The 25,335-nt window shown below is 39.9% G+C and carries 18 protein-coding genes and 2 pseudogenes; 10 read left to right on the top strand and 10 right to left on the bottom strand.

Annotated features, from left to right (window positions below):
• The first annotated feature begins 84 nt into the window (after positions 1-84).
• The 4 genes from NSTCB13_RS17730 (at position 85) to NSTCB13_RS17745 (ending at position 3,589) form a co-directional block, all read left to right on the top strand.
• Positions 85-1,143: a WD40 repeat domain-containing protein gene (locus NSTCB13_RS17730; RefSeq protein ID WP_448273318.1), complete on the top strand. Its 1,059-nt coding sequence runs from the start codon at positions 85-87 to the stop codon at positions 1,141-1,143.
• A gap of 78 nt (positions 1,144-1,221) precedes the next feature.
• The gene (locus NSTCB13_RS17735; RefSeq protein WP_448273320.1) at positions 1,222-1,494 is read left to right on the top strand and encodes a hypothetical protein; all 273 of its coding nucleotides are present in this window, start codon (positions 1,222-1,224) and stop codon (positions 1,492-1,494) included.
• A 14-nt stretch (positions 1,495-1,508) separates the two neighbouring features.
• Positions 1,509-1,652, top strand: a complete 144-nt coding sequence (locus NSTCB13_RS17740; protein WP_448267202.1) for a hypothetical protein — start codon at positions 1,509-1,511, stop codon at positions 1,650-1,652.
• Positions 1,653-1,984: 332 nt separating this feature from the next.
• On the top strand, positions 1,985-3,589 hold the full coding sequence (locus NSTCB13_RS17745; protein WP_448273322.1) for an NAD(P)H-quinone oxidoreductase subunit N: 1,605 nt from the start codon (positions 1,985-1,987) through the stop codon (positions 3,587-3,589).
• 97 nt (positions 3,590-3,686) lie between these two features.
• Here NSTCB13_RS17745 and NSTCB13_RS17750 read toward each other — a convergent pair whose 3' ends face one another.
• The 5 genes from NSTCB13_RS17750 to NSTCB13_RS17770 form a co-directional block, all read right to left on the bottom strand.
• The gene (locus tag NSTCB13_RS17750; RefSeq protein WP_448273323.1) at positions 3,687-5,066 is read right to left on the bottom strand and encodes an ATP-binding protein; all 1,380 of its coding nucleotides are present in this window, start codon (positions 5,064-5,066) and stop codon (positions 3,687-3,689) included.
• Between the two features lie 85 nt (positions 5,067-5,151).
• Positions 5,152-5,694 (bottom strand): methanogen output domain 1-containing protein, encoded by a 543-nt coding sequence (locus NSTCB13_RS17755; protein ID WP_445631446.1) that lies wholly within the window; start codon positions 5,692-5,694, stop codon positions 5,152-5,154.
• A 249-nt stretch (positions 5,695-5,943) separates the two neighbouring features.
• Positions 5,944-6,072: a hypothetical protein gene (locus tag NSTCB13_RS17760; protein ID WP_322690092.1), complete on the bottom strand. Its 129-nt coding sequence runs from the start codon at positions 6,070-6,072 to the stop codon at positions 5,944-5,946.
• Between the two features lie 42 nt (positions 6,073-6,114).
• A complete protein-coding gene (locus tag NSTCB13_RS17765) occupies positions 6,115-7,434 on the bottom strand; it encodes a hybrid sensor histidine kinase/response regulator (protein WP_448273325.1) in 1,320 nt (439 codons plus the stop codon).
• Positions 7,435-7,501: 67 nt separating this feature from the next.
• Complete coding sequence (locus NSTCB13_RS17770) at positions 7,502-7,642, bottom strand: hypothetical protein (RefSeq protein WP_448273326.1); 141 nt, start codon at positions 7,640-7,642, stop codon at positions 7,502-7,504.
• Between the two features lie 449 nt (positions 7,643-8,091).
• On the opposite strand from NSTCB13_RS17770, the gene NSTCB13_RS17775 reads away from it, so the two are divergent.
• Positions 8,092-9,126 (top strand): terpene synthase family protein, encoded by a 1,035-nt coding sequence (locus tag NSTCB13_RS17775; protein ID WP_448273327.1) that lies wholly within the window; start codon positions 8,092-8,094, stop codon positions 9,124-9,126.
• 157 nt (positions 9,127-9,283) lie between these two features.
• Positions 9,284-10,683 (top strand): annotated as a pseudogene (locus NSTCB13_RS17780) (cytochrome P450).
• A 98-nt stretch (positions 10,684-10,781) separates the two neighbouring features.
• Here the strand turns inward: NSTCB13_RS17780 and NSTCB13_RS17785 are convergent.
• Positions 10,782-16,460 carry an ATP-binding sensor histidine kinase gene (locus tag NSTCB13_RS17785; RefSeq protein WP_448273328.1) on the bottom strand — a complete coding sequence of 1,893 codons (5,679 nt, stop codon included), beginning with the start codon at positions 16,458-16,460 and terminating at the stop codon, positions 10,782-10,784.
• A 388-nt stretch (positions 16,461-16,848) separates the two neighbouring features.
• Entirely contained in the window at positions 16,849-17,496 is a 648-nt protein-coding gene (locus tag NSTCB13_RS17790; RefSeq protein ID WP_445631441.1) for a response regulator, read from the bottom strand.
• Positions 17,497-17,730: 234 nt separating this feature from the next.
• Between NSTCB13_RS17790 and lipA the strand changes: the two genes are divergently transcribed.
• Positions 17,731-18,636: a lipoyl synthase gene (gene lipA, locus NSTCB13_RS17795; protein WP_448273329.1), complete on the top strand. Its 906-nt coding sequence runs from the start codon at positions 17,731-17,733 to the stop codon at positions 18,634-18,636.
• Between the two features lie 179 nt (positions 18,637-18,815).
• A complete protein-coding gene (psaX, locus tag NSTCB13_RS17800; RefSeq protein WP_194041075.1) occupies positions 18,816-18,965 on the top strand; it encodes a photosystem I protein PsaX in 150 nt (49 codons plus the stop codon).
• A gap of 21 nt (positions 18,966-18,986) precedes the next feature.
• Here psaX and NSTCB13_RS17805 read toward each other — a convergent pair whose 3' ends face one another.
• Complete coding sequence (locus NSTCB13_RS17805) at positions 18,987-19,853, bottom strand: branched-chain amino acid ABC transporter permease (RefSeq protein ID WP_322697126.1); 867 nt, start codon at positions 19,851-19,853, stop codon at positions 18,987-18,989.
• Positions 19,854-20,061: 208 nt separating this feature from the next.
• Here NSTCB13_RS17805 and hrmK point away from each other — a divergent pair.
• Together hrmK and larE are read left to right on the top strand one after the other, a co-directional pair.
• A pseudogene (gene hrmK / locus NSTCB13_RS17810) lies at positions 20,062-21,883 on the top strand (hybrid histidine kinase/response regulator HrmK).
• Positions 21,884-22,224: 341 nt separating this feature from the next.
• On the top strand, positions 22,225-23,052 hold the full coding sequence (gene larE / locus NSTCB13_RS17815) for an ATP-dependent sacrificial sulfur transferase LarE (protein WP_448274178.1): 828 nt from the start codon (positions 22,225-22,227) through the stop codon (positions 23,050-23,052).
• A gap of 25 nt (positions 23,053-23,077) precedes the next feature.
• On the opposite strand, the gene NSTCB13_RS17820 is transcribed toward larE, so the two are convergent.
• A complete protein-coding gene (locus NSTCB13_RS17820; RefSeq protein ID WP_445631437.1) occupies positions 23,078-23,434 on the bottom strand; it encodes a DUF4864 domain-containing protein in 357 nt (118 codons plus the stop codon).
• 63 nt (positions 23,435-23,497) lie between these two features.
• Positions 23,498-24,553, bottom strand: a complete 1,056-nt coding sequence (locus NSTCB13_RS17825) for an SGNH/GDSL hydrolase family protein (protein ID WP_448273331.1) — start codon at positions 24,551-24,553, stop codon at positions 23,498-23,500.
• Positions 24,554-25,335 lie beyond the last annotated feature (782 nt).

Raw genomic sequence — 25,335 nt, forward strand, 5'->3', positions numbered from 1 at the left:
TTATGAGTGATGAGTTATGAGTTAAAAATTCCTAACTCCTAACTTCTAACTCCTAACTCCTAACTTCTAACTTCTGTAGAAAATATGAACTCCACAACCAAATCTAAGGAATTTGAACAACACTATTCGGGGACACTTTCAGATTATGTAACTGCGATCGCTTGGTCGCCACAAGGTCAAACTTTAGCAGCAACTTCCGCCGCTGGGGAAGTAGTTTTGTGGAATGATGGCGAACTCACAAGTTTACAAACTGGTAACGGTAAATCAGTAGACTGTCTCGCTTTTTCGCCAGATGGAAAATTTTTAGCTGTTGGCGGACAAGATGGACAGGTGAAAATTTGGCGCGATACTGAATTAATCGCCACCTTGGAAAATGCCCCTGCATGGGTTGACAAGCTAGCTTGGAATTACACCAGTAACCAACTGGCTTTTAGTTTAGGGCGTTACGTCCAAGTCTGGGATGCAGATACTCGTGAAATTGTCGTGACACTGAATTTCGACAACTCTTCAGTATTGGGTATAGATTGGCGCATTGATGGGCAGTATTTGGCTATCGGTGGTTACAAGGGAGTGAAGATTTGGCATAGTCAAAACTGGGATGAAGAACCATACAGCTTAGATATGACTACTGTCAGTTTAGCGATGGCTTGGTCGCCCGATGGTAAATTTCTGGCTTCTGGCAACATGGATCGTAGCGTCACCGTTTTAGAATGGAACAACCCCGACCCTTGGGTGATGCGTGGCTTCCCTGGTAAAATTCGCCAATTGGCGTGGTCCGAAGCTATGACTAAAGTAGGTGCGCCAATACTGGCATCTTCTAGCGTTGAAGGTATTGTAGTCTGGGAAAAGCTAGAGGATGATTCTTTAGGTTGGGAAGCACGAGTATTAACTAATCATGTGGGTGTAATCAATGCGATCGCCTTTGCACCCAAAAGCTTCCTTCTGGCTTCTGCTGCTGCTGATGGCTGGTTGTGTTTGTGGAACAAAGCCAAGGAAGTATCCCAAATTATCACAGGTGTCTCAGCAGGATTTTCTAGCCTAGCTTGGCATCCCCAAGGTAAGTTACTGGCCGCAGGCGGTGAACAGGGCGAATTAGTTGTATGGTCAAAGGTTTTGCGGGGTCAAGGATTTGGGCGTAGTTAAACAATACTTGGTAATTAAAATTGAAGCTGGGCAATTTATTAGCTATGCTGTATCAGCAAAGCTATCTTTGTGTGATTTATGAAAATTGTCAAACTGATTTTACTTGCCTGTCCCGCATTTCTGGTATCTATGCTGCTGGTAGTCAATCCAGCACACGCATCCAACCTGAAATCTCTATACCCTACACAAATTGTTACGGTTGTATCTACACAACAAATTCCCGATCTGGTAATACCAATGTTGACTCAAACATCTAATCCGATTATCGATCGAGTTGGTTGCAATTGTGCCAACTGTATTCAGTCTAAATTTCAGTCTTTACAAGGCAAACTGCCATCCGCCGATTTTTAATAAATTTAGGAGTTATGAATATTGTAGGGGCACAGCAATGCTGTGCCCTGATTAATTTTATGAGCTTTTTATCCGTGGCGATAGCCTACGGCACGCTACGCGATCGCCCTGACTGCGACATAATTATTTATGTAATCAAGGTATTCACTAAAAATTAAAATAATTCGTAATTGATAATAAGTAATTCTTGATTCCTATCAGTAACAACTTGTACCATTTTTAATTACGAATGACGTAGCTTGCTTCTCGGATGAAGGCGAGTATTACGAATTACAAATTATTTGGTCACACCTGAAAAACGAAGTAGGAAAGTTGTTAAGTGAATCCCTGGATACTGAGAAAGCTGCTGGTAAAGTATTAAGGTTGGTGCAATCGCCATCTGCATCCAAGCTGTTAAGCTCTTGTTAAAAGAGCTAGTCCGGGGATTAGAAAACTTGCTAGAGTGAACAGAGTTAGCCTTAATGTCTAATCGCCAAAACCTATACATCTCATGGATTTTGCTAATATTGCATCCCAGCTAAACGCTGGAACGATTTTACCAGAGGGGATTGTTATTCTCACCCTCTTGGGGGTTTTGATTGTTGATTTGATTTTGGGGCGTACATCTGGACGCTGGATTGGATATCTAACGATCGCAGGTTTATTTGCTTCGATTATCGCCCTATATTTTCAATGGGACTCTCTTAATCCCATCTCTTTTAGCGGTGGCTTTAATGGTGACGACCTGAGTATTGTCTTTCGCGGTATTATTGCCTTGTCTGCGATTGTGACTATACTAATGTCAATTCGCTACGTTGAGCAGAGCGGCACGGCTTTAGCCGAATTCATCGCTATTTTGCTGAGTGCTACTTTAGGAGGGATGTTTTTATCCGGGGCTAGTGAGTTGGTAATGATTTTCATCTCCCTAGAAACCCTGAGTATCTCCTCTTACCTGTTAACAGGTTATACCAAGCGTGACCCCCGCTCCAACGAAGCGGCGCTGAAATACTTGTTAATTGGAGCTTCCAGTACAGCAATATTTTTGTACGGTGTATCCCTGCTGTATGGACTATCTGGAGGACAAACTGAACTAAGTGCGATCGCTAATGGCATTGCCACAGCAAAAGTGGGACAATCTTTAGGTTTAGTGATTGCCCTGGTTTTTGCGATCGCGGGTATTGGCTTTAAAATCTCCGCTGCACCCTTCCACCAGTGGACACCAGACGTTTACGAAGGCGCTCCCACCCCAGTCATCGCCTTTTTATCTGTTGGTTCCAAAGCAGCTGGTTTTGCCTTAGCCATCCGCTTGTTAACAACAGCCTTCCCCCTTGTTGCTGACGAGTGGAGGTTTGTCTTCACAGCTCTTGCCGTTCTGAGCATGATTTTGGGTAACGTAGTCGCCCTAGCCCAAACCAGCATGAAACGGATGCTAGCTTATTCATCCATTGCTCAAGCTGGGTTTGTGATGATTGGCTTGATTGCTGGTACTCAGGCAGGCTATGCCAGTATGATATTCTACTTACTGGTTTACCTGTTCATGAACCTGTGCGGCTTTACCTGCATCATCCTGTTCTCACTGCGGACGGGAACTGACCAGATTGCCGAATACTCTGGCTTATATCAAAAAGACCCACTCCTAACACTGGGGTTGAGTATCTCCCTGCTTTCCTTGGGTGGTATTCCACCATTGGCTGGGTTTTTCGGCAAGATTTACTTATTCTGGGCTGGTTGGCAAGCAGGACTTTATTGGTTAGTTTTGCTGGGCTTAGTTACCACCGTCGTCTCCATCTACTATTACATTCGCGTAGTTAAGATGATGGTAGTTAAAGAACCCCATGAAATGTCCGACGCGGTGAAGAATTATCCACAAGTGCGTTGGGATTTGCCTGGGCTAAGACCTTTGCAGGTCGGGTTGGTGGTAACATTAATTGCCACTTCCATAGCAGGGATTTTGTCAAATCCACTGTTTACATTGGCTAACAATTCCATCTCCCATACCCCATTTTTGCAAGCAACAATCAACACTAATGTAAAAGCAGAAAATCCACTGCTTTTACCAAAGTTAGATTCGGTTAGTCAGTCTGAATCCTCTGTTGATTCTACTGCCAAGATATAATTGAGTCTCAACCAGATTTTGTAATCAAAGACACGCCTGTTTGCTAATGAGCAGACAGGCGTTGTTATATCTTTAAACTGAAATTTTATGAGGCTAATTAAATAGGTATTTTAATTACAAATTCTGCACCTTTTCCCGGAACAGAAAAACAGTTAAGTTGCCCGTTATGTTTTTCAACTATAATTTGATAGCTTATATATAGCCCTAGTCCAGTACCTTTACCCACAGTTTTAGTGGTAAAAAACGGATCGAATAGTTTTGAGCGAACTTGTTCATTTATCCCCAAACCATTATCAGCAATACTAACTTCTATCCATTTTTCATCGATTAGCTCAGTTTTAATTTGAATTTGGGGATTATTATTTATCAGTTGTTGACTTTCAGTTTTTTGTGTATTTACTTCTGAATACTGACTGTTGAGCGCTGATGCTTCCAGTGCATCGATTGCATTAGCAAGAATATTCATAAACACTTGATTGAGTTGACCAGGATAGCAAGTTACATTCGGTAGCTGACTATATTTTTTGATGATTTTGATTTCTGGGTACTCATGCCTAGCTTGCAGGCGATGCTCCAAAATCATCAAAGTACTATCAATTCCTTCATGGATATTGACTTGCTTAAGTTCTGCTTCATCCAGCCTGGAAAAATTACGTAGTGATTTAACAATTTCCTGAATGCGTTCTGCTCCCACTTTCATGGACTGGAAGAGTTTGGTTATATCTTGAATCAAAAAATCTAAATCTATTTCTTCTACTTGCTGTTGGATTTCTGGAAGAGTATTTGGAAAAGCTTGTTGATAAGCTTCGACTAATTTCAGTAAATCCTGAGTGTATTTATGAGCGTGGTGGAGGTTCCCATAAATAAAACTCACGGGGTTATTAATTTCATGAGCAATACCAGCGACCATCTGGCCTAAACTAGACATTTTCTCAGCTTGGATAAGCTGAGTTTGCGTAAGTTGTAGTTCATTTAATGTGTCTTGTAAAGCAGTTGTACGTTCCTCGACTCGAATTTCTAGCTCTTGATTCACTTTCTTGAGCGCTTCTTCTGCTTGTTTTCGTCTCTGAACTTCTTTGGCTAACTCATCAATTTTTTCGTTCAACAGAACGAAATTACTACTGGCTAAAACTCTATTTTCCAACCGTAACAGAATTAAAGCTGAAGATTCAGGAGACCAAGGTTGAATAACTGCTCCTTGACTACGACATATTAAGGTTTGTCCATCATTCATTCGTAAAGTCAAAGAGCCAATCACCATTGCCCTACTACTTGAACAAGCTTGTAAATACTTTACAAGATCGTCGCTAGACTCAGTTACTAGTTCAAAGAGCATTCTTCCCCGCAGTTCTTGACGGCGTAACCCCAGCATATCTGCTACTGGTTGATTCGTCGCTAACAACTGACCCTCTGCACTTACCAGAAGTAAAGGTTCTGGTAAAACTCTGGCAAATTCAATAAATTGTTCAGGAGTCATGGGGCTTCAACTTTTAGGTTTGACTCTACTTTACATATCTGCACTAAGCTTAATCCTGGAGTTACTTTGTTTAATCGTAAAGGATTTACACAGATTCTAGTCCCCTAAAGTATTCTCGACCTTCTGCATCTTCTGCTTCTTCTGTAAGTTTTAAATAAACAATAACTTTACATCCAGAATTACCTTCTGCTATTGTTTCTTGCAATTCTACTTTTGCATATCCGAGATTATTAGCTGCGATCGTTCCAAACACGTTTGAAGTCATCATACACATGGCAGGGCGATTCAGTACTTTGTCGCCAAATGGGCAAACACGGTTGCCAAAGACGATTTTTTCATCATTCTGCTCAATAACATAAAAATCGCCCTGGATTCGTTTTTTTAAATCAATCAAGACATCAGCTACCTGCTTACGAGAAAGGTTAGAGATTTCCAGGGCAGATTTATAATCTTGGTTAATCTGTCTTCCCATCCTTTCACCAACAACGCTAATAAATCCCGAAGCTTCTTCTAAACCCACTACATCCTGCAAAGTACCAGATAATTCTCTGATTAGTGTACGTAAAAATATGTCGCGTTCTAAAGAAAGATTAAGCGTAGCTATTGAGTCCTTGGGTACATCGATCATAAATTTTGAGAATACAATCTTGGAAGTACACTTATAGAGTTCCCCAAAATTTCTATAAAGTAACTACTTAATCTTTTTATTCTGAGAATTTAATGTTTGCTTTTGGTTATCAGGAAAAAATGTTCATAAGAAATTCTGAGCCTTATTGTTGTGACAGTTTACGGTCTTGATAGTTTCTTCTAGGTTAACTCCTCATTATTTTTTATAACCCTCCTTAAAGAGTGGGGAATTAGATCGAGTCTTAAAAGGTTAGCCAGCAAAAATAATCCCAGCTTTTGGTATATCTTTTGCAAGAGAACTGGCACATTGCTGAAGAACTTCTTCAACTGCTGCAAGAGAATCTGGATCGTTACTGTGGTCTACTACTGCCTTGAACATAAATTTATTTATTATGTTAATAAACGTAACTTACTATAATTATTAAATGGGAAGTTTAATGATAAATTCTGAACCTTGCCCTATTGATGAATTTACCTCTAGAGTTCCTCCATGTTTTTCGACAACAATCTGACGAGCAATTGATAAGCCTAATCCTGTACCTTGACCGACTGGCTTAGTAGTGAATAAATAGTCAAAGATTTTTTTTTGGACATCAGCCGACATTCCCACGCCATTATCTTTAATCCTAATCAAGATATAATTTTTATCTTCAGTGAGAGTAGTTTGAATCAAAATTTGATTAGGATTTGCTTCAATCTCCATATAGGTCAGTCCTACATTAGACTCCTCTAAAGCATCAATAGCATTAGCTAATAAATTCATAAATACTTGATTGAGTTGCCCGATAAAACATTCTAATTCTGGCAATATATCGTAATCTCTAATTACTTGAATATCGGGTCGATCTTCGGATGCTTTTAAACGGTGTTTGAGAATCATAATTGTACTGTCTATACCATCATGAATGTTGCAATACACTTTGCGATCGCTATCTGCTCGAGAAAAGGTTCTCAAGCTGGTACTAATGTTGCGAATGCGCTGAACTCCCTCTTTCATTGAGGAAATCAAATTAGGTAGATCGGCAAGTATATACTTCAAATCTATGGCTGCAATTTCCTCTTGAATTTCTGGAACTGGATTAGGATAGTGCTCCTGATAAAGGTCAATAATGTTAATCATGTTTTGGAAATATACTGAAGCGTGTCCAAGATTGCCATGAATAAAACCAACTGGATTATTAATTTCATGAGCAACTCCTGCTACTAATTGACCAAGAGCAGACATTTTTTCCGTCTGTACAAGCTGAAGTTGAGACTCTTGTAGGTCTTTTAATGCCCTAGATAATGCTGCTGTCCTTTCTAAAACTCGTTTTTCTAAAGTTTTTGTGAGATTTCGTAATTGAAGATGGGTTTTAATTCTAGCTAATAATTCTTCTTGATGAAAGGGTTTTGTGATATAATCAACTGCTCCTATATTTAGACCCTTTACCTTACTATGAGTATCAGAATTTGCTGTCATAAAAATTACAGGTATATCACAAGTAGCTGAATTTGCTTTCAGTCTTTTACAAGTTTCAAATCCATCTATTCCTGGCATCATCACATCTAATAAAATTAAGTCAGGAAGTTGATACTCAACCTGCTTCAGTGCTCTTTCTCCATCATTTTCCGCGATCACTTTAAAGCCTACATTAGTTAATATATCAAAGACAATTTCTAAATTAGTAGTAGTATCATCTACCACTAAGATTAAACTATCTTCTGGGGTATAAAGCATTTTCATATCTGGTTTTTCATTCATATATTTAAATTAATTTTATTCATTGTTAGTTATTGCCTTTTGCCTTGCGATCGCAGCTAAGTCCTCTCTATTTTCTTGGTAGACAGACTGCCAATTTATCGTCTGACAACCCTATAGTTCCCAAAAACTCTGATAACAGCAACATTTTCACGCTAAATTGCCTATAGCTTTGCGTTGGGGCGATCGCTACATAAGAAATATTAACCACCAATCTTAATTTCAGTAGAGAAAAATATCTTCCTTTATAAAGGCGATCGCTCTGAAATTAGTCATTATTACCCTTGCCTTTTTATAAAAGTAGCGCTAACCCAGAATAATATTGTTGATGCCATAAGTTAATTTTTTCATTTCGTCAACAGTGTTTATCATGAGTATTCTTAGATGTAATTTTTTTTATAAAAAAATATCATTCCAGAAAATTACGGTATATTTACGGTTATTAAAAAAAAAAAAACATAGAACAATACTGTTTAAGTTTGAAAATACTCATATAGATTTACACACCACATATATACAGTGACGTAAATATGATTTACACACTGTATATATGTGGTGTGACAGGGAGTTATTTTCAAAAAAATTTTATAGGCTTTCTATGAGTCTATTGATTTTATTTTCCTGTACTTTATGTTAGTTAATTCTAACTAATATATTTTTATGAAGGAACTACTTTCCTCCGATTTATACTGTCCATTTTCATCCCATATCAATAAGCATATTGATGTTTTAGAAGAGTATGCTCTTGAATGGGTAACTTGCTTTAACTTACTGGCAAATGAATCAGTTTATCGACGTTTCCTCAAGTCAAATTTTTTCAAGCTCGTAGCAGGTGCTTATCCTTACTGCAATCTGGAAAAAATAAAGATTGCCAGTGACTTGTTCAGTTGGCTGTTTATTTGGGACGATCAATGTGATATGTCAGATTTAGGCCAACAACCTGAAGCACTTAAGCTTTTTCACCAGAGATTTATTGAAATATTAAATGGAGCAGAACTTACAAGCAACGATATACACCTTAGCTATGCTTTAAGTGACCTACGACAACGGATGCTCCAAATAGGGAGCATAAAATGGTTCCATCACTTTGTTTTTAGCTTTGAGGAATACTTCGCCGGGTGTGTACAGGAAGCAAGTAATCGCGCACAGGAAATAATACCGGATATTGATACTTATATCAGAATACGAAACTTAAGTTCGGCGGGGGATCTTACCGTAGTATTGATTGAATTTTGCGAGCAATTGCTGATTCCTGATATTTTACGACAGCACGACATCTTTAAAAAACTCAAGGAGAAGACAATTAATATTCTTGCCTGGTGTAATGATATCTTCTCGTATTCTAGAGAAATGGCAAGTGGTGATGTTCACAATCTAGTATTAGTATTGCACTATCAACAGAAACTACCTCTAGAAATAGCGATTAAGCGTGCAATCGACATCCACGATCGAGAAGTACGAGAACTGCTCGAATTAGAAGCATGTCTGCCATCTTTTGGAGAAGAATTAGATGCTGAACTTGCAAAATACATATCAGGAATGTACGCCTGGATACGCGGCAATCTCGATTGGTACTTTAATTCCGATCGCTATCAAACTATAGAAAGACTGGAGTTAGTAGAAACTTTAGAGCTAGATAAATCTCAAAGCAATATGCAAGTACTTTCAAACATGAAAGTTTTACTACCATCATAAGGAAAAATATAATATCTCAGAGAATATTTTTCACGATGCTCCCAACGATTTTTTTAAAGGTGTTGGGAGCATCTAGAATTTTACTGCTTCAAAGTGAATCAATATTACCCCATAACTAACAATACAAAAATAACGCAATTTCAGTATGAAAAATCAAATGCAACTACCTAATCCACTAAAAACTCCCCCTTTGCTCCAGAAAATCCAGTGGGTTGCAGACCCCGTTAGTTTTATGGAAAATGCAGCTCAGCAATATCCTGACATTTTTACTGCTGAGGTAATTGGTTTTGGGGAGACTGTGGTTTTTGTGAACCATCCTCAAGCAATCAAGGAAATTTTCACTAACGATCGGAAGAAGTTTCTATTCGTTGGTAAAGTGAACAGAATATTTGAACCCTTAGCCGGGGAATATTCACTCCTCATGCTGAACGGTGAACGCCATAAACGGCGGCGAAAACTCACAATGCCTTCCTTTCATGGTGACAGAATGCGAGCCTACGGCTCTTTGATTTCTAATCTCACCGAACAAGTTTTTAGTCAGTTACCGCTAAATCAGCCCTTCTTAGCTCGTACTGCAATGCAGGAAATTTCTCTGCAAATCATTTTACAAGCTGTCTTTGGCTTGCATAAGGGAGGACGTTACGACAAAATCAAGCGCTTAATGGCGTTGCTTTTGGATCTCTTTAGCTCACCCTTTACTTCTAGCTTCCTTTTTTTCCCCTTCCTGCAACAAGATTTAGGAGTTTGGAGTCCTTGGGGATGGTTTCTGCGTCAACGGCAGCAAATTTATGAATTGCTTTACGCTGAAATTGCCCAACGCCGGGAAGAACCCAATCCAGATCGCATCGATATTTTATCCTTGCTGATGTTAACGCGGGATGAAGAAGGTAATCCGATGACAGATCGAGAGTTGCGTGATGATTTGATGACACTGATGGTAGCAGGGGACACGAAACAGTGGCAACAGCAATGGCTTGGGGATTGTATTGGATTCATCATTTACCGAAAGTCCGAGAGAAATTGCTTCAAGAACTTGATTCCCTCGGTGATTCCCCAGATCCCATGAGCATTTTCCAACTGCCTTATCTCACGGCTGTTTGTAATGAAACTTTGCGAATTTACCCGATTGCAATGTTCGCGTTCCCCAGGATAGTCCAAGAATCCTGTGAACTACTAGGACATCCTTTAGCTTCTGGAACATTACTGGTTCCCAGTATTTACCTGGCTCATCAGCGCGAGGATTTATATCCGCAGCCTCAGCAATTTAAACCAGAACGCTTTCTAGAACACGAATTTTCTGCCTATGAATTTTTGCCTTTTGGTGGTGGAGTTCGTCGCTGTATGGGTGAAGCTTTGGCTGTGTTTGAAATGAAGCTAGTATTAGCAAAAGTACTGTCAGGCTATCAACTTGCTCTAGCTGGTAAGCGGCCAGAGCATCCTCAACGTCGAGGTTTTGCACTTGCGCCTGCTAATGGGGTGAAGATGGTAGTTACAGGACGACATGTGCGTGAAGAGCCTAGAGTGAATATGACAACTACATCCACATCTGTCTTTTAATAATCTGTCAGAGCGATTTTAATAAATATTATAAACGCAGCTTTTCACAAAAACTGCGTTTTTAGTACTCTTAGGTTTGGACTCGATCGATTACTCATCTAGCCCTCTAACTGTTGCATTGGTATCTCAATAGTAAACTCAGTTCCTTTTCCTGGTGTAGAATCACAGGTTAAACTACCTTTGTGTTTTTCCACGACAATCTGGTAGCTAATCGACAACCCTAAACCTGTACCACTTCCTACTGACTTGGTGGTAAAAAATGGGTCAAATATTTTCTGCTGCACGGCTTTTGTCATGCCAGAACCGTTATCAGTAATCCGAATTATCGCCGTATTAGAATTTGTTAGTTCAGTAAAAATGTGAATTTGTCGTACACGATGAAAAGTCGGTGACGTATTTATATCATTTGTTAATTCTTCTCGATTATTTACTAATGATGGATGATCTATGATAAATAACTCTTCTAAAGCATCAATTGCATTACTCAGGATATTCATAAATACCTGATTTAGTTGACCAGGGTAACAAATAACTTCTGGTAATTGTCCATATTTTTTGATGACTTCAATTTCTAGTAAATTGCTATTTGGTTTCAGTCGGTGCTGCAAAATCATTAAGGTGTTGTCTATTCCCTCATGAATATCTACAGGTTTCATTTCAGCTTCATCTAAGCGAGAAAAGTTACGTAAGCCCAAAACAATATTTCGGATACGCGAACTCCCTACTTTCATGGAATCTAAAATCTTGATAAGGTCTTTTGATAAAAAATCTATGTCAATCTCGTCAGATTTCTCTTCAATTAGAGGGGAAGGATGGGGATATTCTTGCTGATAAATAACTATCAAATCCAGCAACTCTTGAACATACTCGCTAGCATGATTGATATTGCCATGAATAAAGTTAATCGGGTTATTTATTTCATGAGCAATTCCCGCTACCATTTGTCCCAAAGAAGACATCTTTTCACTTTGAATTAATTGGATTTGGGTACTTTGCAATTCTTGTAAAGTTTGTTGTAAACATTGATTTTTGTCGTTGAGTTCTTGAGTTCTTTCCTGAACCTTTCCCTCTAGGGTATGATTGTATTCCTCCAAACTTTCTTTAGCTTGTGCCAAGTTTTTATAAAGAATAGCATTCTCTAGAGATATTGCTGCTTGGGTGGTGAGAAGTTTGAGAACTTCTATGCGATCGCGTGTAAATGCTCCTGTTGTCAGACGATTTTCTAGGTAAAGAATCCCAATTAATTTACCTTGATTTAGAAGAGGTATAGACAATAAGCTCTTAGGTTCTTCACTAGTGATATAACTATCACTTGCTAGAAAAGAAACAGCTATTGGATCATCAATAACCAAGATTTCTCTAGAGCGTTTAACATAGTTAATCAAAGTAATGGGAACATCGTAGCTTGATTCAAGGCAAGTTGATGGAAACTCAGTATAGGTATGTTCAAAATTTGAACTTGAACAAACTGCTGTGACAGTTAATGCTAAGTTATCACCTTCACTCAAAATTAAAGCGCATTTAGAAGCTCCTGCATTCTCCATAACAACTTCCATTAAAGTAGAAAGTAGTCGCTCAAGCTCGATTTCTCCAGAGAGTGCGTGAGATGCTTTAATGAATGCGGCTAAATCCAGAGAATCAGAAATACTTGTCTTCGAGCCAATAACAGTTTGTTGATTACTTAGGGTAGATAAAGATGATATAGATATGCTATTGAAAGAAGCGCTTTCCTCGCTAGCAGGGATACTCTGTTTTTGTTGCTGGGATATAGGAGTGAGTAATTGGGGATAGCGTTTTACTAAATCGTCAACTTTGGCTTTTGCTCCCCAATTAACGTATCCATAATAGGCATCAATTAAGTAGGTTTGGGCAATTTTCTGCTTGCCCCATTTTAGATAAAATTTTGCTGCAAGTTCCTGAGCTAAAGCTACTTCATTTTTGTAGTCATGTTCTTCAGCTAGGGAGATAGCACGGTCGTATTCTTCCATTGCTTCAAAATATTTACCTTCAACTCGATACCTTTCTGCTTCTACCAAATAAAATTTATGCCAATTATTCATTGGGGCATGATATGCCCAATATTGCATCTTTTCCTGATTAGCTTGCACCCGATCGAGAATACGCTTTTGCTCTGAATCAGGTGCATCGGCGTACACCGCCAGTTTGGCCAGAGAATCATAAAAATAGAAAACAGGAACAACTAGTTGTCCTGTACCACTATCTAAATACTTTTCAGCTAGGGTGGCATTTTCAGCTGCTTGAGGGAACTGCTGAAACAAGTAGCATAAATGTAGTTTATGGAAATATAGATATAAAAGTCCGATTCCATCCTTGGCTTCCAAATGCAGTGGCAGCATTTTCTCCTCATCATAGGCTGCACCAATTAAACGACAAGGATTTTCTACAAACCCCAGTAAATTTAAGACACTTTGTTGATAGATACAATTCCAGTTAAACGCTCTTTCTTGCTTGATTTGCTTCAGAGCATTGCTGTAGTTTGCTATCTCGCGTTCCAGCCCTGTAAGTTCTCTACCAATGGAATAACAACAGAAGCAATAAAACTGAAGAAATAAAGCTGCAAATTCTAAATCTCCTGTTTCTATCGCTAGAGAGTAAGCTTCTAGTACAGTATTTAATGTTTCCTTAGGATGCTCCTTCCAATGACGGATACCTCCATGAAATACCTCCATAACTTTTGCTTCAACTTCTTTAGCATTGTACTTAGCCACCAAACTTAAAGCCAGTTTGCCAAAATCATAGCCAGACTGAATATCTCCCTTTTCACTACAGAGGATCGTTCCGTAAAGAACGTATGCAAAGGCGGACAAAGGGGCATTGCCATATTTAAGCGATAAGTTGATTTGTTTAAGAACAATCAGGAAAAAAAGTTCAGGAGTAACTGCATAGGCGAAAAAAAGCGCATTCGATAGAATCCGCATAACTACCAATGTTTGTTCTGCCGTCATTTCTGGCAGATCAATTAAATCCTCAATCCGCTTTCCATTTAAATTTAATGTTAGTTCAGCGATCGCTAGCTGAATATCTGACTGACTAGGATTTTCAGGCAACTCAACTTCCAACAATTTTAGAACACTTAGTGCAGTCCTGACAGATTCTAGTGCTTGGTTTTGCGCTCCATAAGCTTTAATTTTGACTTCATAAACTTTTACTTTTTCTAGCAGTGTTTTTGCTCGTGCCAACACTACTTCTACTAATTGCTCCATTTGCCTAAAGTCGCCAGCTAGATACGCAGCCTCTGCTCCTGTCTCATACAAAGCTAGGATTAGTTGATATTTAGTCTCCCAACTATCACTTGCCAGTAATTGGATGCCGATAGTTAAATACTTAACAGCAGCGGGATAAGCTGTTGATGCTAAAGCTTTACGTCCAGCAATTAAATTCATCTGGGCCAATTCATCTCGTTTAGCTTGAGGAGAGATGAATTCTACTGCGATATTAAACTGATTGACAAGCTCAAAAATCTTTTCTCCCTGTTCTAAAACCGGAATATTGTTCAATAACAGTAGCCCAATTTTTAAGTGAATTGGCTTTTTTTGTTCTTCAGGAATTAAAGAATAAGCTGCTTGCTGCACTCGGTCATGGACAAATTTATACTTAGGTAGCTGTAAATTAGAATTTGAAAATTGTGTAGATTCTATTCGATCAACAATGAATTCTTGATTAGTATTATCTTTTGAAAAAATGCTGTAATTTTCAGCTTGTGGTAAAACTAGCCCATCAAGTAATGCTTGCCACAAGTCTGATGCTGTATCTACTACAGATTTTTCATTAACGATCGCCAGAGTTTTTAAGTCAAATTGATTCCCAATACAGGCAGCTAGCTTCAAAACTTTTTGGGTATATATTGGCAATTTTTCTATTTGCAGGGCGATAAATTCTACTACATCATCTGTCAGAGCTAAATCTTTTATTTTGGAAATATCATACTGCCAATGACCTGCATCAAAGTTTAATACAATTAGCCCATCATCATGTAAAGATTTGAGAAATTGAACAGAAAAGAAGGGGTTGCCTTTAGTTTTAGCAAACACCATCTGGGTAAGAGAAAAAGCAACTGATTCAGAACAATGAAGTGTATCAGCAATTAGATGATTTAAATCACCTTGATTTAGAGGTGCCAAGGTAATTGTATTAATGATTGCTCCTGCTTTTTGAATCTCTTGTAGTGTCAAAGAAAGCGGATGTGCCTTAAAAACTTCATTATCTCGATAAGAACCAATTAATAAAAACCCTCCTTTGGTTTCATGCATTTGTTCTGTTTCTTCTGAAAAAGAAGATAACATGCTTTCACACATTAATAATTTAATTAATTTTAAGGAAGCCGTATCTGCCCATTGTAAGTCATCGAGAAAGATAACTAGGGGATGTTGTTTAGTTGTGAAGATTTGGATGAATTTTTGAAACAATAAATTGAAACGATTTTGGGCAGCGCTGCCAGAGAGTTCAGTAACCGGAGGTTGCTTACCAATAATCTGTTCGAGTTCAGGAATGACATCAATAATCACCTGAGTTTGTGTCCCCAATTCCCGCAGAATTTTGACTTTCCATTGTTGAATTTGGGCATCAGTTTCTGAGAGCAGTTGCCCGATTAAGTCCCGAAAGGCTTGCACTAATCCTGATAAGGGAATGTCACGTTGAAACTGGTCAAATTTCCCTTTGATGAAGTAACTACGCTGCCGCACAATCGGTTTGTGGACTTCATTGACCACGGCAGTTTTGCCAATGCCAGAGAAACCTGCGACTAATATCATTTCTGTTGCCCCGCTCGTTACACGCTTAAAAGCAGCGAGTAGGGTTTCAACTTCACTTTGGCGACCGTAGAGTTTTTCGGGGATTATAAAACGGTCTGAGATGTCTCTCACACCGAGTTCAAAGGGTGCAATATTTCCTGTTTCTTGCCACTGGCTTTGGCACGCCTCCAAGTCATGTTTTAACCCTAAAGCACTCTGATAGCGGTCTTCGGCATTTTTTGCCATCAGCTTGCTGATGATGTCAGACAAAATTGGCCCAATATTGGAGTTAATCTGACTGGCTCTTAGCGGTTGTTTGGCAATGTGAGAATAAACTAACTCCGTCGGATCTTTGCTGGTAAAGGGTAACTGTCCGGTGAGGAGCTCAAAGAAGGTGACACCAAGGGAATAAAAATCAGTGCGGTAGTCAATACCTCGGTTCATCCTTCCAGTTTGTTCTGGGGAAATGTAAGCCAGAGTACCTTCTAAGGTGTTGGGATTCGTGAGAAATTGAATTTCTCTTGGCAGAAGGGTGGCAATACTAAAGTCGATGAGTTTGATTTCATCTGTGCTAGGGTTTATGAGGATGTTGGCAGGCTTGATATCTTTGTGAATGATGCGATCGCGATGGAGTCTTTCCAAGGTAGAAGCAATTTTAATCGCAATGTGGAAAAACTCGTTCAGGGAAAGCCAGTTTTCCTTTTTTACCTTGTCCTCTATTTGCCAATTTTGGAGGGAAATACCGCCAAAATCTTCCATCACTAAGACATAGCTGTTACGGTAATTTTCTAAGCTATAGGTTTTGACTATGCCAGGAAAATCGAGGTTTTTGGTGATGATATATTGATTTCGGAACTGAGTTATTTCCGCAAAGGTAGGATATTCATTCCGCATCAATTTGAGAACGACTGATTTTTGGTCTTTTTCTCTAATACCTCGATAAACTAGGGTTTTACTGCCTGAGTAGATTTGTTCAGTAATGCGATAGCCAGGAAACGAATATAAAGTATCTGATACTACTAACATTGCAGACTATACTCATAATTATTGTTTCTATGGCTTATTATTCCCGCGCAAAGACTATGCTCATCATGAAAGAGGATTTTTTTGTTTAATTTGTATTATAAAATATGACTTGTAATATATTTTTATTACTAAATATCTGAATTTTAAACTGTAGCGTTCCCTCATTAAGTGAAGTACATATCAAAATCTCAACCACAACCTCTCTTTAAACTTACTAAGAGGGAAGATAAAGTACAGCTTTACCGGGCTTAGGTCAAGCTGTACCTCACTAAATAATGATGATTTATCAACATAAGTGTTTTTGAACTAACTATTTTTATCCGCTTTTAACCGGACACCAGTATAGATGGTGTATTTTTGGCTGCGATAATAATAACGAGCACAAATACTACTTGATTTTTTGTTTAATAAAAGTCACAACCTGAGTTAGCTGTTTCTTCAAACCATCAATTTCTGCTTGCATTTTGACAATTTTCTCATTCAATGCATTAAGTTCTGCCTCGGAGACTCCTCCAGTGCTGGGAGTTGTGATGCTGGGGGCTGTGACGCTATTTGCAACGCTAGGAGCTACTACCGTACCATTGACGACACCAGAGGTTGTTATTGTGCTATTTTTGACACCAATTGCTGCTCCTACTGAGACTAGTTCTGGGCGTGGCTGTTTTGCCTTAGCCATAGCTAGCTTAATTGCACCAATTAGTTGTTTCTGATCGAAAGGTTTGCCCAGAAATTCAAAATATTCAAATGGTTCTGTGATTTTCTCAGTCACCTCTTCCTTGCGACCAGACATGATCACTAAAGGAATTTTCCTTAACTCTGGATCGGCTTGAACTTTCTGGAAAACCTCCCAGCCACTCATTTTAGGCAACAGGAAATCCAGCATAATCAGGCTGAGTTTTTCCTGAAGAATGAAATTTAGTCCTTCCACACCGTCTTTTGCTTCCAGTACCTCAAAATTGCCCGGAGGCAACATTTCTCGTACTTTTACCCTGACAACTGTAGTGTCATCGATAACTAAAATCTTGTTGCTTGCCACGACTGTTTGCTCTAACAGAAACTATAAGTGTAAATAGCGGCTTTGCCGATTGTCCTTGAGAATCCTCCCACTATATACATAATTTCTAGGGATTGGGGGATAGTATATTTCGGTATAAATGACATTGTTAGAAGTGTTTTGCAAAACTTTTGCTTGCGCTCTTTTAAATTTGTGTCATTGTGATATTTAATCAACAGACCACTACATCTATATCCGCATCTTGCTTGGATGTTTATGATTTCGTCACAACAAGCCGAACTAAAATCCGAAATTAAGGCAATGCCTAGCTGGTTACGTCGCTCGATTGGTAAAGCCAGTGAAATCTCTACCGTACAACGCATTATTAAGCAGCGCCAAATTCACACGATTTGTGAAGAAGGACGCTGCCCTAACCGTGGAGAGTGCTATGCCCAAAAAACTGCAACTTTTTTGCTAATGGGGCCTACTTGCACACGCTCTTGTGCTTTCTGTCAAGTAGATAAAGGTCATGCACCAATGCCTCTTGATTTAGAGGAACCAGAAAAGGTTGCCCAGGCGGTGCAGCTTTTGGGATTGCGTTATGTGGTGCTGACTTCTGTAGCCCGTGATGACTTGCCCGATCGAGGTGCAGGGCATTTTGTCGAGACGATCGCGACTATCCGCCAATTGAATCCAGAGACTCAAATAGAAGTGCTGACCCCAGATTTTTGGGGTGGTGCTGGTGTTGGGGAAGAAGGTCAACGCCAGCGGATAGCGATGATTGTCAAAGCCAAACCAGCTTGTTTCAATCACAATATTGAGACAGTGCGGCGGTTAACTGGGCCAGTGCGCCGGGGAGCCAAATACGATCGCTCCCTCTTGGTGCTGGCTACGGTTAAAGAAATCGATTCGACAATTCCCACCAAATCAGGTTTGATGCTGGGACACGGAGAAACAGTTGATGAAGTTATTGAAGCAATGGCTGATTTAAGGGCTGTGGGATGCGATCGCTTGACTATTGGGCAGTATATGCGTCCTTCTTTAGAACATTTGCCAGTCCAAAAATATTGGACTCCAGAGGAATTCGATCGGCTTGGCAGATTAGCATGGGAAATGGGCTTCAACCATGTTCGTTCTGGGCCTCTGGTTCGCAGTTCCTATCATGCTGGAGAGGAGGAATGAGGGAGCAGGGGGAGCAGGGGGAGCAGGGGGGCAGGGGAAGAAATAACCAATGCCCAATGCCCAATGCCCCATGCCCAATGCCCAATTTCCAAATTCACACAAATATTCTTAAAGAATTTGGGTATTTGGTACGCCAGTTTGGTATTTCTTAAAAAGTCATGACATAGGAGAATCGGATTATGACCTCTAAAACAACAAAGAATCCTGCAGATTTACCAGTTGCCGACAGTGGAGCTAAACCTCCCTACGCCTATCGCACAGGCTGGGCAATATTCTTGTTAGCTATCAATTTCCTGGTAGCAGCCTGGTATTTCCACATTATTGAGTAGTTAGAAGTGGATAGGTGCTGCTCAAATCGTTCCTTTGAATAAACCTTTGGGACGAATGAGCAGCACCAAAATCATGATTAACAGTGCGACACCTTGTTTATACTGTGAACCCAGCCAAGGAGTGCTGATTTCTTGGACGATGCCAATGATAAAAGCTGCTGCGATCGCACCGTAGGGGTTGCCAATCCCCCCAAGTATTACTGAGGCAAATAATGGTAATATTAGAAACCAACCCATATTTGGGCGCACAGCTGTAATTAACCCATACATACTGCCGCCCAATGACGTAATCGTGCCAGCAATTACCCAAGTCCAAAAAATAACTCGGTCAACATTGATACCTGAAACTCTAGCTAGATCCAGATCGTCGGCAACTGCTCGCATCGCCTTACCAATTTTGGTATTTTGCAACAGGTAATGCAGCGCCAAAATTGCCAGTACCGCTAACCCTAATACCAATAATTGATTTTGCGGTATCTTTAAACCCAAAATATCTAAAGCCGGAGTAACAGGTAAATTATAATTTTGGTTCCTGCCACCCCAGATAAAAATAATCCCATTCCGAAGAAATAAGGCAAGTCCGATAGAAATAATAATTAGCGTAGTGGAAGTAGCACGGATAGAGCGCATCTTTGACCACAGTAACTTTTCCGATAACAGCATTGCTGCTACTGTTCCCGCCGCCGCCAAAATCATTGACAGCCAAATATTCACTCCAATGGTATTTATCAGCCAAGTTAGATAGGCTCCTAAAGTGAGAAAGTCACCATGAGCAAAGTTAGATAGCCGTAAAATTCCATAAGTAAGAGTCAGTCCGACTGCGGCTAGAGCAATAATGCTCCCCACCGCAATCCCATTCACGATTAGTTGAGCGAATTGTGCATCCATAAGTTTTCAGTTGCGTTTAAAAAATTTTAGGTTGGTGGTTTATACAATAATTTTTTTTTGGAGTAGCTGCTAAACTCGACATCATAAGTTATGGTTTATAACAACATAAGTTATCGTTTATAAATAAAAAAGAATTCTCGGCTAATATACATAAAATCCTGTTGGGATTTTTATGCGAAGCTAAACTTGTTCAGCGGTCTAGTTGACCATGCAGCAGTATTCAAGCTTACCAGACCAAAAATCACTGATAGATGCAACGCCAAAACTTTTGACAACAATTGAGCAACTTCGCGCGCAGCTGTGGCTGGAGAGCAGCTTAAATCAGTTGCAAAGTCGCCTTAATGATTGCTTGCTTTCTGCTTGTAACACTGTCCCACAGTCAGAAGCAGCACAAGCAGAAATTTTCCAAACCGTGGTTAACGAGATTAACAGTGCTGTTCACAGCAGTAATCTGGCACTTACAGAATGTGCCGTAGGCATCGCTATGTGTCAACCACAAGAAACTGTTGCCACAGTTTGCTATGTTTCTCGTTCTCCATCCCCAAATTCACCACCTTTATTTTTAGAAGTGCTGACAGCAGAAAAAAAGCTGCTGTTGAGATTGCAAGAAGTCATAAAAATTGAAGATTTGCAACAGCTTGAGAATCAGCAACTACCGAGCGCTTGGCGGTTGGCGGATGATTCTGGCAGCGTTATGGGCTGGCTAATTCTTGCCACAGCGCCCCTAAGTTCTCATCATGAGTCATTCATAGAATCGCAAGCTCAACTCAGATCGCAATTGATAACAAGGTCTGCCAAATGCTGTACTACAGCCTTGTTACAACTTAGACACATCCTGTCTTGGTCGCAACGGTGTCAACAGTTAAGTAACTCTAATCAAGAATTGGAGCGCACCAATCAACTGAAAAATCAGTTCCTGGCAAACACCAGCCACGAAATTCGCACACCGCTTGGTTCCATTATTGGGTTTACCCATCTGCTTTTAGCCCCAGGGTACGAACCAACTAAAGAACGCCAGCAAGAGTATTTAAATATTATTCAGTCTAGCGGTAAACACTTACTAGCTCTGATTAATGATATTTTGGATCTCTCTAAAATTGAAGCAAATCAGCTAGAAGTACAGTGGGAAACAATAGATGTGCCAATACTGTGTGGCAATGTTTTGGCATTGGTGAAAGAGAAAGCTGCTAATAAAGGTTTGAAACTGTGTCTAGAACTTGAACCTGATATTACAACCTTAGTAGCTGACCCCCTTACGACTCAAGCAAATGTTGTTGAATTTACTCTTCAACGCTCTAAAGTTTACAAGTATTGGAAGTGTTGGCTTACACATTGCTTCCAAAGGTGGATTTGTGCATTTTACAGTTTGGGATACAGGCACTGGCATTTCCCAGGAAGACCAAGTTCAACTGTTTCAGCCATATTTCCAAATTGCCAAGGCCGTAGCAGATGGCATTGAAGGTACTGGTTTAGGTTTAACAGTGACTCAGAAACTCGCCCAAATTCACGGTGGTTCGGTGAAAGTTGAATCGGAAATAGATCGTGGCTCCCGTTTTACCCTTGTACTTCCCCTTAAACAAGAGATGGGAGTCAGGGTAGATAAGGAAGCAGAGGAAGCAAATTTTCCCTCATTTCCTCTGCCTTTGACACCTAGTTCCTCTGTAGAAATTTTGCTGGTAGAAAATGATTTACCCAACGCTAATTTAATACAAATTTATTTACATAAATTGGGATATCAAGTGGCTTGGGTTAAGAATGCTGACAAGATGTGGGAAGCTCTAACACAGCTAGATCCAGCGGTAATTTTAATGGATGTTTGTTTGGCAGATGGAAATGGTCTTAACTTGGTGCAACAACTGCGAGAACACGAGCAATATCGGACGATTCCGGTAATTGTTCAAACAGCAATGGCGATGAAAGGCGATCGCGAAACCTGTCTAGCAGCTGGAGTAAATGACTATATTTCTAAACCAATTGATTTACCACTTTTAGCCCGTCTGGTGGCTAAGTACAGCAAACCGCCAGTATAGGGCAGGGGAGCAGTTCTTGCTGGGGGCAGGGGGCAGAGGGGTAGGCTTTCAAGGGCAGGCTTTTAGGCTTTCGATAAATAGTTGAGAATGTTCTCAATTATTGAACGTAGTTTTAAGTTCTCAGACAATGGTTTTGGTTTTAAAATCCCAAAAATTTGTCTAATCAAAAAAACCTGCCCCAGAAAGAGAGGGGTAGGGGAGAAGGAGACAAGGGGACAAGGGGACAAGGTGATTTGAGTGGAAACCTTTTAACAAGTCTTTCCCAATGACCAATGACCAATGACCAATGACTACAATATAAATGATTGGGTGCTGTAAGGTTTTGGCAGGATTGGGAAATGATGCTGACAGAAAAATTTGAGCAATTAAAAGCCTTATTTACAGAAATGGAGCAGGCGTTGATTGCCTACTCTGGGGGCGTTGATAGCACTTTGGTTGCCAAAATTGCTTATGATGCGTTGGGCGATCGCGCTTTGGCTGTCACTGCTGTTTCTCCTTCACTGTTACCAGAAGAATTGGAAGACGCCAAAATTCAAGCTGCAACAATTGGGATTCCTCATAAAATCGTCCAGACTCACGAGATGGAAAATCCCAATTACACTTCTAACCCGGTTAACCGCTGTTATTTTTGCAAAAGTGAGTTGCACGATACCCTCAAACCTTTAGCTTTAGAGTTGAGTTATCCTTATGTGGTGGATGGGGTAAATGCTGATGATTTGCATGATTATCGCCCAGGAATTCAGGCGGCGAAAGAGAGAGGGGCGCGATCGCCTTTAGCTGAAGTGGGTGTCACTAAAGTTGAAGTTCGCCAACTTTCGCAACAACTCGGTTTACCTTGGTGGGATAAACCTGCTCAACCTTGTCTCAGTTCCCGGTTTCCTTACGGTGAAGAAATTACTGTCGCTAAGTTGCAACGAGTTGGTAGAGGAGAAATTTATCTGCGAAAGCTAGGTTGGCAGAATTTACGCGTGCGATCGGAAGGGGATACAGCACGTATTGAATTACCACCAGAACAAATCAAAGAGTTTGTATTAACTAACGATTTACAAACACTAGTTTCGGCATTTCAAGATTTTGGATTTATCTACGTAACCTTAGATTTAGAAGGTTATCGTAGCGGTAAGTTAAATCAGGTTTTAAATAGGGAAGCCTTGGGGGTTAAAGTATAGGATTTTAGTTCTATAAATATAGAGTTTATTTACCATCTAGAGAAACTAGAAAGCAACCGTTAATTCTCCAGATATTATTCGGCTGTTTTTCCATAAAATATAAAGCCCTCAACGGGACTCCATCAGGAGCAAGTAGCAGCACTGGTTGAGTGATGTTTCCCTGGATGGTTGTTATTTTCTCAAAAAAGACAGAACGAGGACGGTATACTGCTGGATAACTTGTCTTTACCATCTGTATAAAATTTTCTGGGGTTTCAAATTGCGCCTGAATCGCCGGACTAGCAAAGGCAAAAGCGCCTTGGGCATCATCTTTTTTAAAGGCTGCTAATTGGTATTCAATTACAGAACGTATGTTGATGGCATCAGTTTCAGTAACTTCCATAAATTAAAAAATTGCATAGGCGCAGCCCATCGTAGACATCGCTTTTAGTGTCGGCACGATCGCTCAACTCTCACGCTGAGTGAGTGTGTATTCTATCTGCTGTAGTGCCGTTCGCCACACATCATATCCCTCTTGAGACAGGTGCAACCCATCTGTGGTCAACTCTGGGCGCAAATTGCCTTCCATATCCGTAAACCAGCTATAAATATTGAGATAATTAGCACCTTCTTGTCTAGCGATCGCGGTTAGTTGGATGTTGAGGTGACGAATACGGCTATTGGAAATTTTTGGTAAACGAGTAGGCAAAATTGATTGGACAATGATTTGAGCTTTGGGGTGAGTCTGGCGTAAACGCCGGACAATCCGGCGATAATTATACAAAATTGTTTCATCACTAGCGCCTTTTCGTAGATCGTTAATCCCAGCCATAATGTAAATAACATCTGGCCGCGTTGCTGAAAATGCCCCCAATCTTTTTAAAACGCCACTAGAAGTATCTCCAGATATGCCTTGATTCAGCCACAATTTACCAGCAGGCAGTTTTTCTCTGGGAAACCACATGCTCAAAGAATCACCAACTAAAATACTTAGATGATTGGCACCTTGACCTTGAGCGATCGCTCTTGCTTCTAAAGCTAATAAACTTTTCCAGTCGTCATAAGTTAGTTGACGTTTCTTGATCGACTCCCACAATGATTGCAAATTATCACTATCTACGCGTGTATAAATCTGACCTGTTTTCAGAGCTGCCAATCTTTGGTAGTAAAGTTGATTTCCAGATGTCAATAAGAGGCTAGTTGCTTGGGTGCTGGGGTTGAGTGATGACTCTGTTGATACTGGTAATCCCTGACTGCTGAATTCTGGTACGCTAGGGACGTTTTTCTCACTTACTATTGGCTGCGAACTTTTTAGGGGTTGGAACGCTTGAGAGCTGAGTTCGGGTAAGGAGAGATCGACGCTATTGATAATTTTTGTACTGACTATCGTCTGCGAACCCTGTTTTAAATCCCACAGGAATCTAGAACTTTCTGGCAGGACAATTGACAGATGTGGAAGAGCCGATGCTGGTATTGCTAATCCTGTTAACAAGCCTGCTGCCAACAGATAAGGGTCCCTCATCGCTTTCTCTCTCCTCTACTCACTGCTTTTCCTTATGACGGCATTAATTGGCTGTATTCAGGAAAATTTTACTTTGGTTAAGTTATTATTTTTATTTACGCTGTATATTTCTGTAAAGCGTGTTCATGAGATTATATATGACAATTTACGATCTCTTTAAAGTAGGGTTTTCCCGGTGGTATACAAGTCTTATTTGTGCGAATACTTCTGCTGAAAGCACTGTTCTCATCAGCCGCTCGCTTTTTCTAACTCAGTTATCACAAATATAACCAGGTTTGCAAACTGGCGATTAGTGAGTTATTTTTGAGGATCTCAGAACAAAGGTTTTTGCTTTTGATGTTGCTAATATGTGAAATAAACATCAGATTTTAGGTTTCTAGATTTCAGTTAATAGTCGCGATCGCATGAGAGTTGGCTAGTTATTAAAGATGTGATTAGTTCAGATTACAGCTTCGATAACTAGCACAAGTGAAAGTGTGGTCACTAAAAGAAGCTTCTGACCATTGTGAGGTAATTTGCAGCAGAGTTACAAGTTATGCGCGTCGTCACAAAACGACAACAGTTGACTTCCCTGCTATATCAAAATTAGCTCGTATCTTCAATATGACAATTGAGAACTTAGTGGAAATTTTGGAAAAAATAGCCAAAATTCTAACTTTTGAGAATATTGATATCATACGATAACGTGTCCTCAATGAGCAAGTATCAGGTTTGCCATACTGAAAATTTGATAACTCACTATACGTAATTTCAAATTTATGTCTACTCCTTGAAGTATGAGT

The organism is Nostoc sp. DSM 114160 (genome assembly GCF_053470305.1).

Excerpts from the sequence above, each read along its gene's own strand:
- NSTCB13_RS17730 (WP_448273318.1), top strand. The coding sequence starts at position 85 with ATGAACTCCACAACCAAATCTAAGGAATTTGAACAACACTATTCGGGG.
- NSTCB13_RS17735 (WP_448273320.1), top strand. The coding sequence starts at position 1,222 with ATGAAAATTGTCAAACTGATTTTACTTGCCTGTCCCGCATTTCTGGTA.
- NSTCB13_RS17740 (WP_448267202.1), top strand. The coding sequence starts at position 1,509 with ATGAATATTGTAGGGGCACAGCAATGCTGTGCCCTGATTAATTTTATG.
- NSTCB13_RS17745 (WP_448273322.1), top strand. The coding sequence starts at position 1,985 with ATGGATTTTGCTAATATTGCATCCCAGCTAAACGCTGGAACGATTTTA.
- NSTCB13_RS17750 (WP_448273323.1), bottom strand. The coding sequence starts at position 5,066 with ATGACTCCTGAACAATTTATTGAATTTGCCAGAGTTTTACCAGAACCT.
- NSTCB13_RS17755 (WP_445631446.1), bottom strand. The coding sequence starts at position 5,694 with ATGATCGATGTACCCAAGGACTCAATAGCTACGCTTAATCTTTCTTTA.
- NSTCB13_RS17760 (WP_322690092.1), bottom strand. The coding sequence starts at position 6,072 with ATGTTCAAGGCAGTAGTAGACCACAGTAACGATCCAGATTCTCTTGCA.
- NSTCB13_RS17765 (WP_448273325.1), bottom strand. The coding sequence starts at position 7,434 with ATGAATGAAAAACCAGATATGAAAATGCTTTATACCCCAGAAGATAGT.
- NSTCB13_RS17775 (WP_448273327.1), top strand. The coding sequence starts at position 8,092 with ATGAAGGAACTACTTTCCTCCGATTTATACTGTCCATTTTCATCCCAT.
- NSTCB13_RS17785 (WP_448273328.1), bottom strand. The coding sequence starts at position 16,460 with ATGTTAGTAGTATCAGATACTTTATATTCGTTTCCTGGCTATCGCATT.
- lipA (WP_448273329.1), top strand. The coding sequence starts at position 17,731 with ATGATTTCGTCACAACAAGCCGAACTAAAATCCGAAATTAAGGCAATG.
- psaX (WP_194041075.1), top strand. The coding sequence starts at position 18,816 with ATGACCTCTAAAACAACAAAGAATCCTGCAGATTTACCAGTTGCCGAC.
- NSTCB13_RS17805 (WP_322697126.1), bottom strand. The coding sequence starts at position 19,853 with ATGGATGCACAATTCGCTCAACTAATCGTGAATGGGATTGCGGTGGGG.
- larE (WP_448274178.1), top strand. The coding sequence starts at position 22,225 with ATGCTGACAGAAAAATTTGAGCAATTAAAAGCCTTATTTACAGAAATG.
- NSTCB13_RS17820 (WP_445631437.1), bottom strand. The coding sequence starts at position 23,434 with ATGGAAGTTACTGAAACTGATGCCATCAACATACGTTCTGTAATTGAA.
- NSTCB13_RS17825 (WP_448273331.1), bottom strand. The coding sequence starts at position 24,553 with ATGAGGGACCCTTATCTGTTGGCAGCAGGCTTGTTAACAGGATTAGCA.